Here is a 15,448-nt window from a genome sequence, read left to right as displayed (position 1 = left end):
TCCATTTTTTCTTTTCTATCGGGCAAGATCAAGCGTTGGGTTTACTTTTTGCTTCATTTTGGTTACCAGGAAGCTTTATCTTGCCTGTTTGCTGTTTTTATTTTTGCCATTTTGGGACTCTCCCGGCTCGTCGCGATCCCTGGTCTGCCCCGCTATGACCTGCTGCTGCTGCTCTGTTTGCTGTTTCAGTATGCAATGGTTCGCAGCGGTCTGGAAACACGGGACGAACTGAAGGTGATCTCCGTCTTCCATCTGTTGGGATTAACGCTGGAACTGTTCAAGGTTCATATGGGTTCATGGTCCTATCCGGAGGCGGCCTACACGAAATGGTTTGGAGTCCCGCTGTACAGCGGATTTATGTATGCGAGTGTCGCCAGTTATCTGTGTCAGGCTTGGCGGCGTTTGCACGTCTCTTTGGAACGGTGGCCCGATTACCGTTTGACGGTGCCATTGGCCATCGGCATTTATTTGAATTTTTTCACCCATCATTATATTTGGGATGTCCGCTGGCTGTTGACGCTGGCGATCTTTCTGATTTTTTGGCGCGCCAAAGTTCATTTCCGGGTTGCGGGCAGCGACTATCACTTGCCGCTTGCCCTTTCCTATTTGTTGATCGGATTTTTTATTTGGATCGCCGAAAATATCGCCACCTTGCTGGGAGCGTGGCGATATCCCAACCAGGATCAAGGCTGGCAGCTCGTGCATGTCAGCAAAATCAGTTCATGGTTTCTGCTGGTGATCGTCAGCTTTATCATCGTCGCCCAATTGAAACGGCTTAAATCGGAGCTACTCTCGCGCCCGGCTGACCACGCCGAACTGCAGCAAACAGAGCAAACTGCAAGTCATCAGGACAAAGAAGGCAATAAAAAAAGCGTGATGCAAGTTGTCAATAAACCCGGAGACAAGCGGACTGAAACTGGTGCCAATCGACAGGACAGCGGAAAACAAACTGAATAGACTGCCGTACAAATGAGGCGGAGCCTGTTGCGCCAGCAATGTTTTGATCGCCGGAAAAAGCAGGCCAAAACAGGCGCCCGCCAGAAACATCAGCACATAAAGGGAAAAGGGCAAGCCGACCGCCACCAGGTACATCAACAAGCTTAACGCCAACAAGCCGAAAAAGATGCGGAGCTGCGGCTGCGTACGACTCAGCCACATTTGCGCCAGGACGAGCAGCGAGCCAAGCCCCATTACGCTGAACAATGCTCCGGTGACGGAAGGCGACAGCTGCTGACGCAAAATTAACAACGGAACTTCATAAACGAGTGTTCCCTGTGCATACAAGACCGCAAAGCCGCTGATAAACACCAAATACAACCAATGACTGCCAACGATATATTGCCAGACTTTCGCTCTCTCCCGCACCGCTTCCGGTTCCTTTTTCCCTTCCTTGCTGACCGCCTGTTTGGGCGTCAAGCGAAACAGAGCCAACGCGCTGGCCACCATCATGATCGCCCCAAACAGCAAAAAGGCATTGGCGTAGCCAAAATGAGCAGCCAAGTAGGCGCCGATACTGGGAGAGACAATCGAGGCTGCGGTCATCACCATCCCGCTCTTCGCCATCAGTTCCCCTTGCTCTTGCAGCGTGCGTCCATGCTGGGCCAAAATGGCATAGCAAGCCGGTGAGACAAATGCCATGACAAACCCTAAAGCGAGTCGGAGATAAAGAAAATAATCAGGTTCTTCCGCAAACCCTTGCCCCATCAGCAGAGCCCCGGCGAACAGCAACCCTACCGTAATAAACAGTTTTTTGGAAAACCGGTCAAGCAGCGGACCGGCGATCAAATTCCCCGTCAAATTGCTGATGGAATATGCCCCCATCACAATCCCGATCATCGCGGTCGACGCCCCCAGCAGGTGCAAATAAGGCGACAACAGCGGTAGCTGCGCATGACTGTCGAAGGAACACAGAAACAAAATGGCGAGCAACAGCCATAAAGGGCTGCCTATCATGGTTTCTCCCTCCTCGATGCTTTTTGTCCCATTATATGACGGCTTGGCCCGATCCATGAAAAAAACCGCCAATCGGTAAAACCGTTGGCGGTTCTTGATTTTATACATCCATTCAGTCTTGATTTGCTTTCAATCCGAGCGAACTTTCATGGAAGGTGATCGACGGATATTTCTCCTGCGCCATCCGCAGCTGATACTCGCTTTCAAACAGCATCACCGGCCGTTCATAACGGTCTTTCACCGTTTGACTGCGATTCATCAGCGTATTGATTGTCGCCTTGTCCCCTTCCAGCCAGCGGGCAATTTGATACGGCAAACGCTGCAGCGAAATATCCACGCCATACTCCGCTTTCAGGCGGTATTCCAATACCTCAAACTGCAGCACGCCAACGACTCCCAGAATCAGTTCATCCATCGGCGATGTGCGGAACAATTGCACCGTTCCCTCTTCGGTCAGCTGCATAATCCCTTTCTGGAATTGTTTATGCTTCATCGCATCTTTTACGGTTACTTTGGAGAAAAATTCCGGTGAGAAATGCGGCATCTCTTCATATTCAAAGCTTTCCCCGACACAGAGCGTATCACCAATCTGGAAAATTCCCGGATCGAACAGGCCGATCACGTCGCCGGCAAAAGATTCTTCGACGATTTCCCGATCCTGGGCCATAAACTGCAAAGGCTGCGCCAACTTGATTTCCCGGTTCAGGCGGACATGCTTCACCGTCATTCCCCGTTCAAAACGACCCGAGCAAATCCGCAAAAAAGCGACGCGATCGCGGTGTGCCGGATTCATATTGGCCTGGATCTTGAAAACAAAACCGGAGAACGGGCGCGTATACGGGTCGATCGGCCCGATATTGCTTTTTTTCGGACTTGGCGCCGGCGCCATCGCCAGGAAGTTGTCCAAAAACGTTTGCACCCCAAAATTGTTGATCGCGCTGCCGAAAAACACGGGAGTCAGCTCGCCTTTGCTGATCAATTCCGGGTCAAAACTGTCCCCGGCCACGTCCAGAAGCGAAATCTCATCTTGCAGCTGTTGCCACAAATCTTCCCCGACACGCTGCCCGATCAACGGATCTTCAGGGCCGTTGACCTCGAAAAACTTGATTTCTTCGTGGTTGCCACCCTCTTCGTATAACTCGACCCGCGATTTCACCCGGTCGTATACGCCGTTAAAGTAGCTGCCCATCCCGATCGGCCAGTTCATCGGATAGGAACGAATGCCCAACACGCGTTCCAGTTCTTCTAAAAGCTCAAAAGGATCTTTCCCGTGACGGTCCAGTTTGTTGATAAAGGTGAAAATCGGAATCCCGCGCATCCGGCAAACCTTGAACAATTTAATCGTTTGCGCTTCCACACCTTTGGCAACGTCGATAATCATGACCGCCGCATCCGCCGCGGTCAAGGTGCGGTACGTATCTTCACTGAAATCTTGGTGGCCAGGCGTATCCAATATATTGATATGATGATCTTTGTAAACAAAATCCATCGCACTGGAGGTAACGGAAATTCCCCGTTTTTTCTCAATCTCCATCCAGTCGGAGGTGGCATGTTTTGAATTCTTGCGACCTTTCACCATTCCTGCTTCGCGGATGGCTCCGCCGTAATACAACAGCTTTTCGGTCATCGTGGTTTTCCCTGCGTCCGGGTGGGAGATGATCGCAAACGTACGTCTTTTGGCAATCTCCTCCTGCCATTTTGGATCGATCTGAGTCATTCGTCATTCTCCTTCTCGTTACTCATGCCCTCTGTCGGCTGCACACACTTACCACGTACGATTATACAGAGAAAACGGAAAAGGCGAAAGTGGCAAAGCCAAGGCAAAAGGAGCTGGAAAATTTACCCTTGTCATTATAAGATGGATGCAGGACTTTCGAATTATGGCTGGGTAGGAGGTTATTTATGAACAAAACACCCTTGGAAAAACGCACTGCCGCTTTCCGCGACTATGTCAAGCGTATGATGAGCTACAGCCAGGCGCTGGCCATCCTTAATTGGGACTTGCGAACAAAAGCCCCGCGCAAAGGCGTAGATGCCCGTTCCGAATTGATCGGCGTCATGTCTGGAGAACATTTCCGTCTGCTGACTTCCCCGGAATTGGCGGAGCATTTGGCTGCCTTGCAAGAGGCGGGCACTTGGGAGCAACTCGATGCGATAACCCGCGGCACTGTTCAGGAATGCCAAAAAGAGCTCGCGCGGTTTCAAAAGATTCCTGCCGATCGCTACCAAAAATTTGTGACGCTCGCGGCCAAATCGGGAGCCGTCTGGGAAGAAGCGCGCGCTGCCAACGACTTTGCCTCCTTCCGCCCTTATCTGGAAGAAGTGGTCAAGTTTCAATTGGAATTTATTGAATACTGGGGATACCAAGACAACAAGTACGATACATTGCTGGACATCTATGAACCGGGGATGACAGTCGCTCAATTGGACCCGCTCTTTCGACAATTGCGGGAAAAAACCGTGTCACTGGTCAACGCCATCGCTGCAGCTCCCTACAAACCGGACACCCGTTTTCTCGGCAAACATTATCCGGAAGCCGCGCAAGAAGCGTTCAGTCGCTTTGTCTTGGAAAAGATCGGTTATGATTTTCAGGCGGGCCGGTTGGATCGCAGCGTTCACCCGTTTTGTACCAGCTTCGCTCCCGGCGATGTCCGCATCACCACACGCTTTAATCCCGATCATTTGAACGAGGCGTTGTTCGGCTGTATCCACGAAGCCGGGCATGCCATCTATGAACAAAACATCAATCCGGAGCTGTTTGGCACACCGCTGTGCGACGGGGCATCGATGGGGATTCACGAATCGCAATCGCGTTTTTGGGAAAACATGGTCGGACGGAGTCTCCCTTTTTGGCAACATTTCTTCGCGGAAGCAGTCCGCCGCTTCCCCGATCAGCTGGCAGGAGTCAGCGTCAAACAATTTTACCACGCTGTCAACGAAGTCACACCTTCGTTGATCCGGATTGAAGCGGATGAGGTTACCTACAATCTGCACATTATGATCCGTTATGAAATCGAAAAAGGGTTGATTGAGCAAACGATCGAAGTCGGAGAGCTGCCAACGATCTGGAACCAAAAAATGAAGGAGTACTTGGGAGTGGTTCCGTCTACCGATTCGGAAGGAGTGCTGCAGGATGTCCACTGGTCTGACGGCAGCTTCGGTTACTTCCCAACCTATTCGCTCGGCAATATGTATGCCGCGCAAATCGCTGCCGTCATGAAAAAACAGATCAGCGGCTATGAGCAATTGATCGCTCGGGGAGAGTTTGCCCCCATCCGGGAATGGTTGCACCAAAACATCCACCAATACGGCAAGCTGAAAAGTCCCTCGCAACTGCTGCACGATATAACCGGCGAAGCGCCAAATGCCGACTATCTGGTTGAGTATTTGGAGAGCAAATACAAAGCGATCTATCAATTATAGTCAACAAAGAGTCCCATTCGGCAAATTCTCTCGCTTGCTTGCCGAATGGGACGTTTGCTGTGGGCCTATTTCAAATGGTCGATAAAGCTTTGAACACGAATGCCGGAGCGCCGCAATTTCACCAGCACATCCACCTGTACTCTCGCTCGGGCAAATTCGTCATTCCAATTTTTTTCACCTGGGCAAATTGTTCGGGGTTCTGGCGATATAAGATCAAGCCGAACCCGAAAATATCAGAGGCAAACTTTTTCTGCACCGTGTGAATCGTTGTCTTAATCTGTTTTTCTATCTCCGCTTTGGTTTGTCTCTCCAGTTCCCGATAACTCTTCGGATCGTCCAGTTTGCTGTTAAACTGCGCCGTATCGATGCGGCCCTCCGCCTTTATTTTGATGGAAATCACCGGCCTGCCTTGTTGGTAATCAACGTTTATTCGTGTGCCGCTGCGAAAGATGCGGACACTGAAAAACTTGTTGTTTTTGTACGGCACGAGCAAAGACGTAAACCGCAGCTTGTTGCGAATCCACATAAAATTGCGGGTATCGGTTACGGATACATATCCCAACAGCTTCTCTTTTTTAAAGACGCCCATTCCTTTGACAACCAACAGCGCATTCGGTTCGACCGACTTTTCGTTATCCATGGACATGCCTTGTTCCGCATCTCCCTGCACGCCCACCGCGATCGCCACCGGCTCAATTCCTTCTGTCGTCAGGGCGTTGATCACATCCGCTTCCCGGACATCGGGAGAACCTCCCCAATCTCTCGCCAGCGCTTGCAATTGCGCATGAACTTTTAACGACGGGGCTTTTTGAATCGGGTATGTAATCGCTAACGCATCCTTGGCCGGCACGCCGCTTGCGACGATCATGTAAAAGTCATCGCGAATTTCTCTGTCCCGCTCCAGGAAATCGAGAAATTCCAAAAATCCTTTCCTGGCGATTTTCTCATCGATATAGACGATTCGCATATGCGAATAGACCATTCTTCTGGACATGCCCACATCCATTTTATTACGCAACTGGGAGAGCGCGTCTCCCTCCATGCTGTAAGTGATCGCGGGTGTCGTACTGGTGCCTTTCGCCGGGTTAAGCTCCGCCGTTGGATTGATCACTTCTACCGTCATGCGATATTTTTTCTTTTCTCCCTGTTCGACTGCCATCCCGCTCACCATCGAGATTTCGTTCAGTTCGCGACGATCCCAGCAACCCGTCAAGAACAGACTTGTCAATAAAAGAAGTATCATCACCTTGCGTTTCATGACAGCAAATCATCTCCTTCCGGCGGAGAAGGTGATTGGGAATTTCTCTGCTTGATCAACCGCTTCACTTTGGAAAACGGCGAACGCGTCTTCAATGTGAAGATAGGCAGTCGGATGAACACGTCTTTTTGCGCCCCGATAGACAACGGCGCAACCGGCGAGAGGTAAGGCACGCCGAAGGAACGCAGGCTGGCCAAATGGGCGACCATCGTCACCAGTCCCAACAGCACACCGTAAAGACCGAGAAACGAAGCAAACAGAATCAGCACGAATCGCAGCAAACGCGAGGAGACGGAAAAACTGTACACGGGAGAGACAAAGTTCGAGATCGCGGTCAAGGCGACGACGATGACCATTGTGTTGGAAACGATCCCCGCTTCCACCGCCGCCTGCCCAATCACCAATGCGCCGACGATCGAAATCGTCTGTCCGACGGCACGAGGCATTCTAATCCCCGCTTCCCGCAAAATTTCAAAAGTCAATTCCATTGCCAGCACTTCCACAGCCGCTGGCATCGGCACCCCTTCCCGTTGCGCCATCAAATTGACCAGCAAAGCAGTGGGAATCAGTTCAATATGATAGGTGATAACCGCCAAATATAAGGATGGGAGGACAAGCGAAATTAAAAAGGCTACATAACGAATCACACGGATAAAAGACGCCATTAAAAATGGTTGGGCATAATCTTCGGTCGTTTGGAAGAAATCTGGCAACGTTACAGGCACAAGCAAGACAAATGGAGTACCGTCCGTAATGATCGCGATCTTTCCCTCGACGAGATTGGCTGCCACGCTGTCGGGGCGTTCGGTATTATAGACGGTTGGGAACGGCGTGATCGTTTTATCTGTGATAAATTCCTCGATATTGCCGGAGTCAAAAACCCCGCTCACTTGGATATCTTTGATTCTGCGGCGAACTTCCTCAACGACCTGCCCATCGGCAATGCCGTTGATAAAACAGACTGCCAGCGCTGTCTGTGTGTCCTTGCCGACGATATACCGCTCAAAACGTAATTGGGGATTGTGCAAGATTTTGCGAATTAAGGTGATATTCGTATCCAACGATTCCACAAACCCTTCTTTTGGTCCGCGAATCGTCGTCTGGGTACTCGGTTCAGTAATGGATCGGCCTTCTTCGGTCGTTGCCCGTATGACCAGCGCAGCCTCGACGTTGGCAATGATGATCAGCACATACCCCAGCAAAAGGTCCCGGACCATTTCGCTCTCGTCCATAATGACCTTCGCCATCAGTCCGCCCAACTGTTCCCGACGAAATTGCTTCAGCTTGTCTACACTGGTCAATTCGTAGTTTTGCCCGGCTTGTGTCAGCTTGTTGACGACTTCCTGAGAAATCAGCTTGGGATTGACCATACTTTCCAAATAAACAATCAGCCCCGGCTGTTTTCCCACCGATAAGTGATCCAAATAGAAATCAAGGGTGTTGCCAAAAATACGGCGTAATTCTTGTTCAATTTCGGGTAGCCCTTTGCTTAACAAATCCGACACCTCAGGCTTGGGCAGCAAAGCCGACGAAGTCGTCGCCGGAGTAGGTTGATATTTTTGCTTCTGGTTAAACCAATTGCGAAAAATGTTCAAGCAGGTGTTCCTCCTTTCCTTCCAGCATGGAGTGACGGATGAACCATTTATGAATGTGACTGTTGTTGTTTGTTCTGCTTTTCTCGTATTCGCTTGTAGTCGGTACGGATTGTACTTAATAACCCGACCAACAACGCAACAAACACAAACGATCTGCCGGTTTTCGCTTCCTCCCAGAAGATCAACCGGAGAATACTGCCCACGGACTCATGAAAGAGCAAAACATCAAAAAAAATGTTCACAGAAAGCAATAACACAAAGAGCAGCAAATACCAAAATGTAACCATCCCTATCACCTATGACCTTGCAGTCTTCCATTTGCGCCAGAGCAAAAAGAGCAACACGAACCCGGGGACGACGATTTGAAACGGAATGTGCAAGAGGAGCGGAACAAGTTCTAGCCCCTCTTTTATATGCTCTGCGTAGTTTTCCGCGCTGATAATCGAGAAAAAGGTGATCAGCATACAAACGGGAACCACAAAGGAACGATACTGAAGACGCGTGATCGCTTCCAACCCTTTCAAGCCGGCAAAGACATACAGGCTCACTTTTACAATGATCCCCAGCATCATGATAAAGACAACCAGTGCGTCGATGCGCTCGATGAAATTGGCCACAGAGATTTCACGCACGGCACTGAGCAAGGGAAAATTTGCTCTCAGTTTCGAATCGACGCCTAGCGCTGCGAGTTTGATCATCTCGGAAATCGTCAGCAAAATCGTGGTGATCAAAATGCCCATAACCGCTGCAACCCGAGATTGACGAAAGAAATTGACATGGCCGAACACGACCGTAAACACCACCAACTCCCCAAAAGGGAAGGTGATCAGCGACGGAAACAATGCCGAAAGGACGGGCTGCACTCCTTCCGGCAGCAACGGCAGGAGATTGACCCATTCCATTCGTCCGGTCAAAACGAGCATCAGGGCAATAATGATCAAAAAGATCAACAAATAAGGACTAAAGATCTCGGAGGTACGGGAGACCACTTCCAGTCCCAAATAAATCAGATACCCAATCATCAGCATGAATGTAATCGAGATAACCTCAATCGGCGTGTTGGGCAAAATGGCTGTTACGATCAACTCGCAAAAATCCCGCAGTACCCGGGCGGCCAAATAAAAGAAGTACATCACGTAAAGCGAACCGAAAAAAACAAGAATGGCGCGTCCCCACAGACTCTCCATAATTTGGAACAAGTCTTCCTTTCCGGATAAATGAATCAATCCGTGGTAGAAGAAGACAAACACCAATCCGAATGCACCGGCGACGAGCGTGGCTATCCAGGAAGCCTGCTTTGCTTCTGGAGCAATCCCTACGACGATTGCGCTGCCTAATTCAAAATTGACGATGAGGGTAAATAACTGCCACAACGATATTTTTTCAATCAAATGTTTCATAAGCGACTCCTGCTTCCCATTGTTTGGCTGCCTTAGTTTTCCTCCTTCCCTGAAAATCATTCCTGCTTGGGGAGCACTTGCATGATTTTTTGTATGTTTGTCAGGCTCGCCATGTTGCTCATGGCTTGGGTATAATGTCGTTGGGCTGTTTCCCGCAAGGAGGAGATTAGGATGGAAAAGTTTACCGAGAGATGGTTGCCGACTTATGTGAAACGAGATCTGGTTGTGCTTTTTTGCGGAATCAACCCAGGGCGAATCTCTGCAACCGCGGGGTATCATTATGCCAATCCGGCCAATCTGTTTTGGCGCGGTTTGTACGCAGGAGGTCTGACCCCCCGCCAGTTTCGCCCGGAAGAAACGGCGCAATTGCTTGAGTTGGGATACGGAATCACCGATTTGGTTGCCCGTCCGACATTATCCTCCGGCGATTTGCACAAAACCGATTTTGCTCAGGGGGCAGCCGATTTTGTCCAACTTGTCCAAACGTATCGACCGCGGCTCATCTGCTTTAATGGCATCACCGCTTTCCGCCATGCAACCGGCACAAAGCGGGGAACCGTAACCTTGGGCTTGCAAACGGGAACATACTTCGGGACGGAAGAGTGGCCGGGCAGTTTCGTCTTCGTGATCCCTTCGACCAGCGGTGCCAACGCCGCCTACACGCGTGAACAGCGGCTGGCCATGTTTCAATCATTAAGCGACGTGCTCCGCGAAAAAGGCTGGCATCCGTTGCAGACAAAAAAATAGCCCCACGTTGCCTTTGGCAGCATGGGGATGGAGCTATGCGCGGCTTAACCGTTGGCCGCCTGGTTCAAGGCGGTGCGTTGCCGGATATATTGCAGCAACTCGACACTCATTTCGTAATAATGAAACGGGGTTATCAGATAGAGCCCCTGAAAATATTGAATGGCCACATCCAGCAGTTCTTTCGCGAGCGCCAATCCTTCCCGGCGGGCCGCTTCGCCCTGCACCTGTCTCATCCGCTCCAGCGCGGCTGGCGACAGTTTGATACCGGGCACTTCATGGTGTAAAAACTGCGCATTGCGATAACTTGTCAACGGCATAATCCCGATAAACAGCGGAATCGGAATATGCCGAGTCGCTTGATGAATCAGTTTGAGCGTTTCCACGTCATATACGGGCTGGGTCATAATAAAATCAGCGCCCGCTTCCACTTTTTTCTCCAACCTGCTGACCGCCGCCTCAATCTGCCGCACATGCGGATTAAAGGCGGTGCCGACAATGAACTGCGCCTTTTGTTTTAAAGGTCTCCCGGAAAAGGAAATTCCCTCGTTCAACTGCTTGACCATGCGGATCAATTCAAAAGAGGTCACATCAAAGACAGAACTGGCCCCTGGCAAATCGCCAAAACGCGACGGATCGCCCGTGACGACCAACACCTGGTCGACGCCCAATGCGTATAGCCCCATCAGGTGGGATTGCTGGCCGATTAGATTGCGATCGCGGCAAGTGAGATGGACGAGCGGATCGATCCCGTATTTGCTTTTCATAATCGCTGCCAGCGCCATGTTGCTCATCCGGACGTTGGCCAGCGAATTGTCCGCCAATGTTATCGCATCCGCTCCCGCTTTGTGCAATTCGCAACAACCATGCAAAAACTGTTCCACTTCCAAATCTTTGGGAGGATCAAACTCAACCAGAACGGTATAGCCATGTTTGACTTGCTCGACAATACTCGGCTGATGCCGTTCCTTGACCGCTTGCACCGCGACAGGCTGCTGCTCTGGCAGCGGTTGCGGATTGATGCGGGGAAGCGGCGGCAACCCGGCTAACGCCTGAGAAATTTGTCGCACATGGGCCGGTGTCGTCCCGCAACAGCCGCCAATCAAACGAACCCCCAATTCGCGCAATTGCAAGGCAGTTTCCGCAAAGTAGTCCGGTGTCGATTTATAGGCATAAGCTCCATCGTGCAAGCCCAGCCGGCCGGCATTGGCAAATACAGACAAGATCACGTTCTCCGGCGTAACGGTTTGTTCAAATGACCGCAGCATCTCCGCCGGTCCCAGGCGACAGTTCAAACCGATGATGTCAGCCCCCGCTTCTTGCATCTGGCAAAACGCTTCGGTCAGCGTATAACCATCCCGCGTCCTGCCCACTTCCAGGGTGGCCAACTGCCCGATGATCGGCAAGTCAGTCAAGGGACGAATCGTGTCCAGCGCTAGCAGAATTTCCTCCAGATCGAGAAACGTCTCCAGCATCAACCCATCGACTCCGGCATGCAGCAGGGCGATTGCTTGCTCTTCGAACTGATCGCGCAGATCTCCCGACAGTTTCGTCCGTACACGTCCGGCGATGATCGAACCGATGCTGCCGACCACATAAGCGTCTGTCCCCGCCGCTTTTCGGGCAATCGTCACCGCTTCGCGATTGATGCGCGTCACCTTGCTTTCTAATCCGTAGCGGCTCAAGTTGTCCCGGTTGGCGGCAAAGGTATTCGTTTCCAACAGGCGTGCTCCAGCTTCATAGTAAGCTCGATGCACTTGATAAACCAGTTTGGGATTGGATAGGCACAATTCTTCAAAGCTGACGCCGATCGGTACGCCCAATTGATACAGTTGGGTCGCCATCGCCCCATCGCCGACGAGCAAATTGTCTTGCAAACATGCACGCAAATCCAGCTTTTTGTCCATCTGCTTCCCCTTCCCTGCTTCACAACTCTTGCGCGGCAACCGTCTGAATAAAAAAACCTCTTCCCGAAAGAAGAGGATTTGCCTGCGATCCGCCAGATCCTCTTATCTTTCAAAGCTGTTCGCTTTGCTGGATTTGGCACCTGCAATATCGGTTGCCGAGGCTTCGTAGGGCCAGTCCCTCCACCTCTCTTGATAAGAGTTGTTGCTTTTATGAACTTGTTTTTCCCGATGAGTTTGTTTGAAAGTATCGTATCACCACTTATCTTTCCAGTCAATCCATAATTTTCCTTGCAATTTCGCCTAATTTTGGCGGATTGGGGCATCCGCCCAGTCCAAAAATTATCGCTGCGTATAGACTATAGCATAACTGAAAGGAGGGAAAACAAACGTGAGTACATCTTACTCCGGTAACTTCTTTTGCGATAATTTCGCCCTGGTGCTCGTTCTGTTTATCCTGTTGGTGATCGTGGGTGCGACCGAAGATTGTTAATGGGCAAACCTTAGCCCGCTGACAAAAGCTAAGCTAGAGGGCCTGTTCACAGGCTCTTTAGCTTTATTCCCCGGTGTTTTCCGGCGATTGTCAGCAACCGGCAGTTTTGTTATCATGGGAATACTTCAAAAAATAAAGGGGCGAACGGTCGTGCCAAATGAACTTCCAGGCAACGTAACAGAGTTTCTCTCCCGTTTGCAAACGGTTAAGATGCTGGAAACAACCGATTTTGAAACATACTCGATTGTCAAGGATAAAGAGAGCGGTCAACACTATCTCCGCTACTCCTTCTTTCATATCCAGGTATCGGCTGGGGGAACACGATTTGACTATGAACAATTCCTTCCGCTGGAAGCCGACGATGTGCTGGGCTTGGTCTTCGGCGAACAGCCTTACCGGTTTCCCGATCATTGGCGATCGGTTTACTACCGCAGCGGCACAGACGGACGTTTGATGTTGTTCGATCCCAGCGAAAATCATGATTTGGAAAAGGCGGCCGCAGCCGAACGGGACATGTTGGAAAAGCTGCTCGAATACAAGCAACGCTGGCAGGCAGCGGAGCAACGGGAAGAGCTGACCAAGCAATTGTTTGCCGATCTGGATGAAATTATGAAAAAAACGGATGACAAGTAGTTGCATCCCTTCTTTCACTTTCGATATAATAAAAAAAATCGTGGATGAGGAAAGTACATATTCGTGAAGCGACAGCGAGCTGGGAGCCGGTGGAAGCCCAGCGTGGAGCGGATAAGGAAGCGCCCCTCGGAGATGCGACCTGAACGGCAACTGCCTGGTAAGGTTCGACGGGACTGCCCGTTACAGCAGTCAAGCGGCCTTTCGCCTGTGGCGGAGGCAAGAAGAGTGGCACCGCGGGAGTAAATGATCACCTCTCGTCTCTTCCTTATGGAGAGATGAGAGGTTTTTTTGTTGAGAAAGGATGTATGAACAATGAGCTACAAACAACAAGCCGCCGAAAAAATCGCCGCGGCCATCAATCAGTTGGGGGTTGCAGATTTCCCCGCAGAAAAAGTGCAAGCAATGCTGGAGACGCCGCCGAATCCGCAAATGGGTGACATCGCCTTCCCTTGCTTTCAACTAGCCAAAGCGTTGCGCAAAGCACCGCCAGCGATCGCCGGTGAACTGGCCCCGTTGCTTTCCGGAGCGCCATTGCGGGAAGCTGCGGCTGTCGGCCCCTATGTCAATCTGTTTCTGGACCAACAACAGGTGGCCGCCGAAGTCATTACAAAGGTAACCAAGGAAAAAGAGGCGTACGGCAGCCGCAATCTCGGTCAAGGGCGCAAAGTGCCGATTGACCTGTCCTCGCCTAACATCGCGAAGCCTTTTTCCATGGGCCATCTCCGTTCCACCGTTATCGGCAACGCGATCGCCAACATTATGGAAAAACACGGTTACCAGCCGGTACGGATCAATCATATCGGGGATTGGGGTACGCAATTCGGCAAATTGATCGTCGCTTACCTCAAATGGGGCAGCGAAGAAAAAGTCAAAGCCGAACCGATCAAAGAACTGCTGCGCCTTTATGTCCAATTCCATGAAGAAGCGGAAAAAGATCCCGCGCTCGAGGATCAAGGGCGGGAATGGTTTAAAAAGCTGGAAGACGGCGATCCGCAAGCACAGCGTCTCTGGCAGTGGTTCCGCGACGAATCGTTGAAAGAATTTACGAAGATTTACGAGTTGATGGGCGTCTCCTTTGATTTTGTGCAAGGGGAAGCCTTCTATAACGATAAGATGGACCGGATTGTGCAACTGTTGGAGGAAAAAGATTTGCTCACCGAATCGGAAGGGGCAATGGTTGTACAGCTGGACGAATTCGACCTGCCGCCTTGCCTGATCAAAAAGTCGGATGGCGCTACGCTTTACGCAACCCGTGATTTGGCTGCCGCCCTTTATCGTCACGAAGCGTTCGATTTTGCCAAAGCGCTTTATGTCGTCGGAAACGAACAGCGCCTGCACTTCCAACAACTTTTCCGCGTGCTGCAAAAAATGGGCTTCGCTTGGGCGACAGAAATGTACCATATTCCGTTTGGCATGATGCTGAAAGATGGCAAAAAGATGTCTACCCGGAAAGGCAAAGTCGTGTTGCTCGAGGAAGTGTTTGCGCAAGCGATCGCGGATGTGAAAAAGGTGATCGAGGAAAAAAATCCGCAGCTGGTCAACAAAGACGAAGTCGCCCGTCAAGTCGGGGTTGGCGCTGTTATTTTCCACGATCTGAAAAACTTCCGTTTAAATGATGTCAATTTCTCTTGGGAAGAAATGCTTACGTTCGAAGGTGAAACGGGACCGTATGTGCAATATACCCACGCGCGCGCCTGCTCGCTTTTGCGCAAAGGAAACTATCAGCCTGCGGAAGCTCCCTTCCCTGCGGAAGCGTTTGACAGCAAGGAAGCATGGGCGATTATTACCACACTGAACAACTTCCCGGATGTGGTTGACAAAGCGCGGGAACAGTTTGACCCGTCGCAAATCGGCAAATATGTAATCGATCTGGCGCAACAGTTCAACAAATTTTACGCCAATGTCCGCATTTTGGCCGATGAGCCGGAGTTGAAAGCCGCACGCCTGCAATTGGTACATGCTGTTGTGATTGTGCTGAAAGAAGGATTGCGTCTGCTCGGTTTGCAAGCGCCGGAAGAGATGTAACAAAGAGCAAAGACAAGAGA

11 protein-coding genes, 1 pseudogene, 1 riboswitch and 1 other annotated feature are annotated in these 15,448 nt (G+C 50.8%); of the genes and pseudogenes, 6 read left to right on the top strand and 6 right to left on the bottom strand.

The window, feature by feature from the left end:
- Positions 1-27 precede the first annotated feature (27 nt).
- A pseudogene (locus JOD01_RS00470) lies at positions 28-783 on the top strand (DUF817 domain-containing protein); the annotation flags it as partial.
- A gap of 3 nt (positions 784-786) precedes the next feature.
- On the opposite strand, the gene JOD01_RS00465 reads toward JOD01_RS00470, so the two are convergent.
- Both JOD01_RS00465 and JOD01_RS00460 read right to left on the bottom strand, forming a co-directional pair.
- Positions 787-1,953, bottom strand: coding sequence for an MFS transporter (locus JOD01_RS00465; RefSeq protein ID WP_204516256.1), 1,167 nt, complete (start codon positions 1,951-1,953; stop codon positions 787-789).
- Between the two features lie 112 nt (positions 1,954-2,065).
- Positions 2,066-3,670, bottom strand: coding sequence for a peptide chain release factor 3 (locus JOD01_RS00460; protein WP_204516255.1), 1,605 nt, complete (start codon positions 3,668-3,670; stop codon positions 2,066-2,068).
- A 185-nt stretch (positions 3,671-3,855) separates the two neighbouring features.
- Here JOD01_RS00460 and JOD01_RS00455 point away from each other — a divergent pair, with 185 nt between their 5' ends.
- Entirely contained in the window at positions 3,856-5,376 is a 1,521-nt protein-coding gene (locus tag JOD01_RS00455) for a carboxypeptidase M32 (protein ID WP_204516254.1), read from the top strand.
- Between the two features lie 118 nt (positions 5,377-5,494).
- Here the strand turns inward: JOD01_RS00455 and JOD01_RS00450 are convergent, their stop codons facing one another.
- The 3 genes from JOD01_RS00450 to JOD01_RS00440 all read right to left on the bottom strand — a co-directional run bounded on the left by JOD01_RS00450 (position 5,495) and on the right by JOD01_RS00440 (position 9,629).
- Complete coding sequence (locus JOD01_RS00450; RefSeq protein ID WP_204516253.1) at positions 5,495-6,634, bottom strand: Ger(x)C family spore germination protein; 1,140 nt, start codon at positions 6,632-6,634, stop codon at positions 5,495-5,497.
- Positions 6,631-8,229, bottom strand: coding sequence for a spore germination protein (locus JOD01_RS00445; RefSeq protein WP_239565101.1), 1,599 nt, complete (start codon positions 8,227-8,229; stop codon positions 6,631-6,633). The genes JOD01_RS00450 and JOD01_RS00445 overlap by 4 nt, the downstream gene beginning before the upstream one ends.
- Before the next feature lie 296 nt (positions 8,230-8,525).
- Positions 8,526-9,629, bottom strand: coding sequence for a GerAB/ArcD/ProY family transporter (locus tag JOD01_RS00440; protein ID WP_204516252.1), 1,104 nt, complete (start codon positions 9,627-9,629; stop codon positions 8,526-8,528).
- A 171-nt stretch (positions 9,630-9,800) separates the two neighbouring features.
- Between JOD01_RS00440 and JOD01_RS00435 the strand changes: the two genes are divergently transcribed.
- Positions 9,801-10,376 carry a mismatch-specific DNA-glycosylase gene (locus JOD01_RS00435; RefSeq protein ID WP_204516251.1) on the top strand — a complete coding sequence of 192 codons (576 nt, stop codon included), beginning with the start codon at positions 9,801-9,803 and terminating at the stop codon, positions 10,374-10,376.
- A gap of 44 nt (positions 10,377-10,420) precedes the next feature.
- Here JOD01_RS00435 and JOD01_RS00430 read toward each other — a convergent pair whose 3' ends face one another.
- A complete protein-coding gene (locus JOD01_RS00430; protein WP_204516250.1) occupies positions 10,421-12,280 on the bottom strand; it encodes a bifunctional homocysteine S-methyltransferase/methylenetetrahydrofolate reductase in 1,860 nt (619 codons plus the stop codon).
- A gap of 99 nt (positions 12,281-12,379) precedes the next feature.
- Positions 12,380-12,479: riboswitch (SAM riboswitch) on the bottom strand.
- A 189-nt stretch (positions 12,480-12,668) separates the two neighbouring features.
- Between JOD01_RS00430 and JOD01_RS00425 the strand changes: the two genes are divergently transcribed.
- The 3 genes from JOD01_RS00425 to argS all read left to right on the top strand — a co-directional run bounded on the left by JOD01_RS00425 (position 12,669) and on the right by argS (position 15,428).
- Entirely contained in the window at positions 12,669-12,770 is a 102-nt protein-coding gene (locus JOD01_RS00425; RefSeq protein ID WP_204516249.1) for a YjcZ family sporulation protein, read from the top strand.
- Between the two features lie 150 nt (positions 12,771-12,920).
- Positions 12,921-13,403: a hypothetical protein gene (locus tag JOD01_RS00420; protein ID WP_338028497.1), complete on the top strand. Its 483-nt coding sequence runs from the start codon at positions 12,921-12,923 to the stop codon at positions 13,401-13,403.
- Between the two features lie 32 nt (positions 13,404-13,435).
- Positions 13,436-13,668, top strand: a binding site (T-box leader).
- Positions 13,669-13,715: 47 nt separating this feature from the next.
- On the top strand, positions 13,716-15,428 hold the full coding sequence (gene argS / locus JOD01_RS00415; RefSeq protein ID WP_204516248.1) for an arginine--tRNA ligase: 1,713 nt from the start codon (positions 13,716-13,718) through the stop codon (positions 15,426-15,428).
- Positions 15,429-15,448 lie beyond the last annotated feature (20 nt).

It is taken from the genome of Brevibacillus fulvus (assembly GCF_016908525.1).
GTDB classification, from domain to species: domain Bacteria; phylum Bacillota; class Bacilli; order Brevibacillales; family Brevibacillaceae; genus Brevibacillus_G; species Brevibacillus_G fulvus.
This window is presented reverse-complemented; position numbering and strand designations above follow the sequence as displayed.

Bases quoted from the DNA above. Each gene is read 5' to 3' on its own strand.
- JOD01_RS00465 (WP_204516256.1), bottom strand. From the start codon at position 1,953: ATGATAGGCAGCCCTTTATGGCTGTTGCTCGCCATTTTGTTTCTGTGT.
- JOD01_RS00460 (WP_204516255.1), bottom strand. From the start codon at position 3,670: ATGACTCAGATCGATCCAAAATGGCAGGAGGAGATTGCCAAAAGACGT.
- JOD01_RS00455 (WP_204516254.1), top strand. From the start codon at position 3,856: ATGAACAAAACACCCTTGGAAAAACGCACTGCCGCTTTCCGCGACTAT.
- JOD01_RS00450 (WP_204516253.1), bottom strand. From the start codon at position 6,634: ATGAAACGCAAGGTGATGATACTTCTTTTATTGACAAGTCTGTTCTTG.
- JOD01_RS00440 (WP_204516252.1), bottom strand. From the start codon at position 9,629: ATGAAACATTTGATTGAAAAAATATCGTTGTGGCAGTTATTTACCCTC.
- JOD01_RS00435 (WP_204516251.1), top strand. From the start codon at position 9,801: ATGGAAAAGTTTACCGAGAGATGGTTGCCGACTTATGTGAAACGAGAT.
- JOD01_RS00430 (WP_204516250.1), bottom strand. From the start codon at position 12,280: ATGGACAAAAAGCTGGATTTGCGTGCATGTTTGCAAGACAATTTGCTC.
- argS (WP_204516248.1), top strand. From the start codon at position 13,716: ATGAGCTACAAACAACAAGCCGCCGAAAAAATCGCCGCGGCCATCAAT.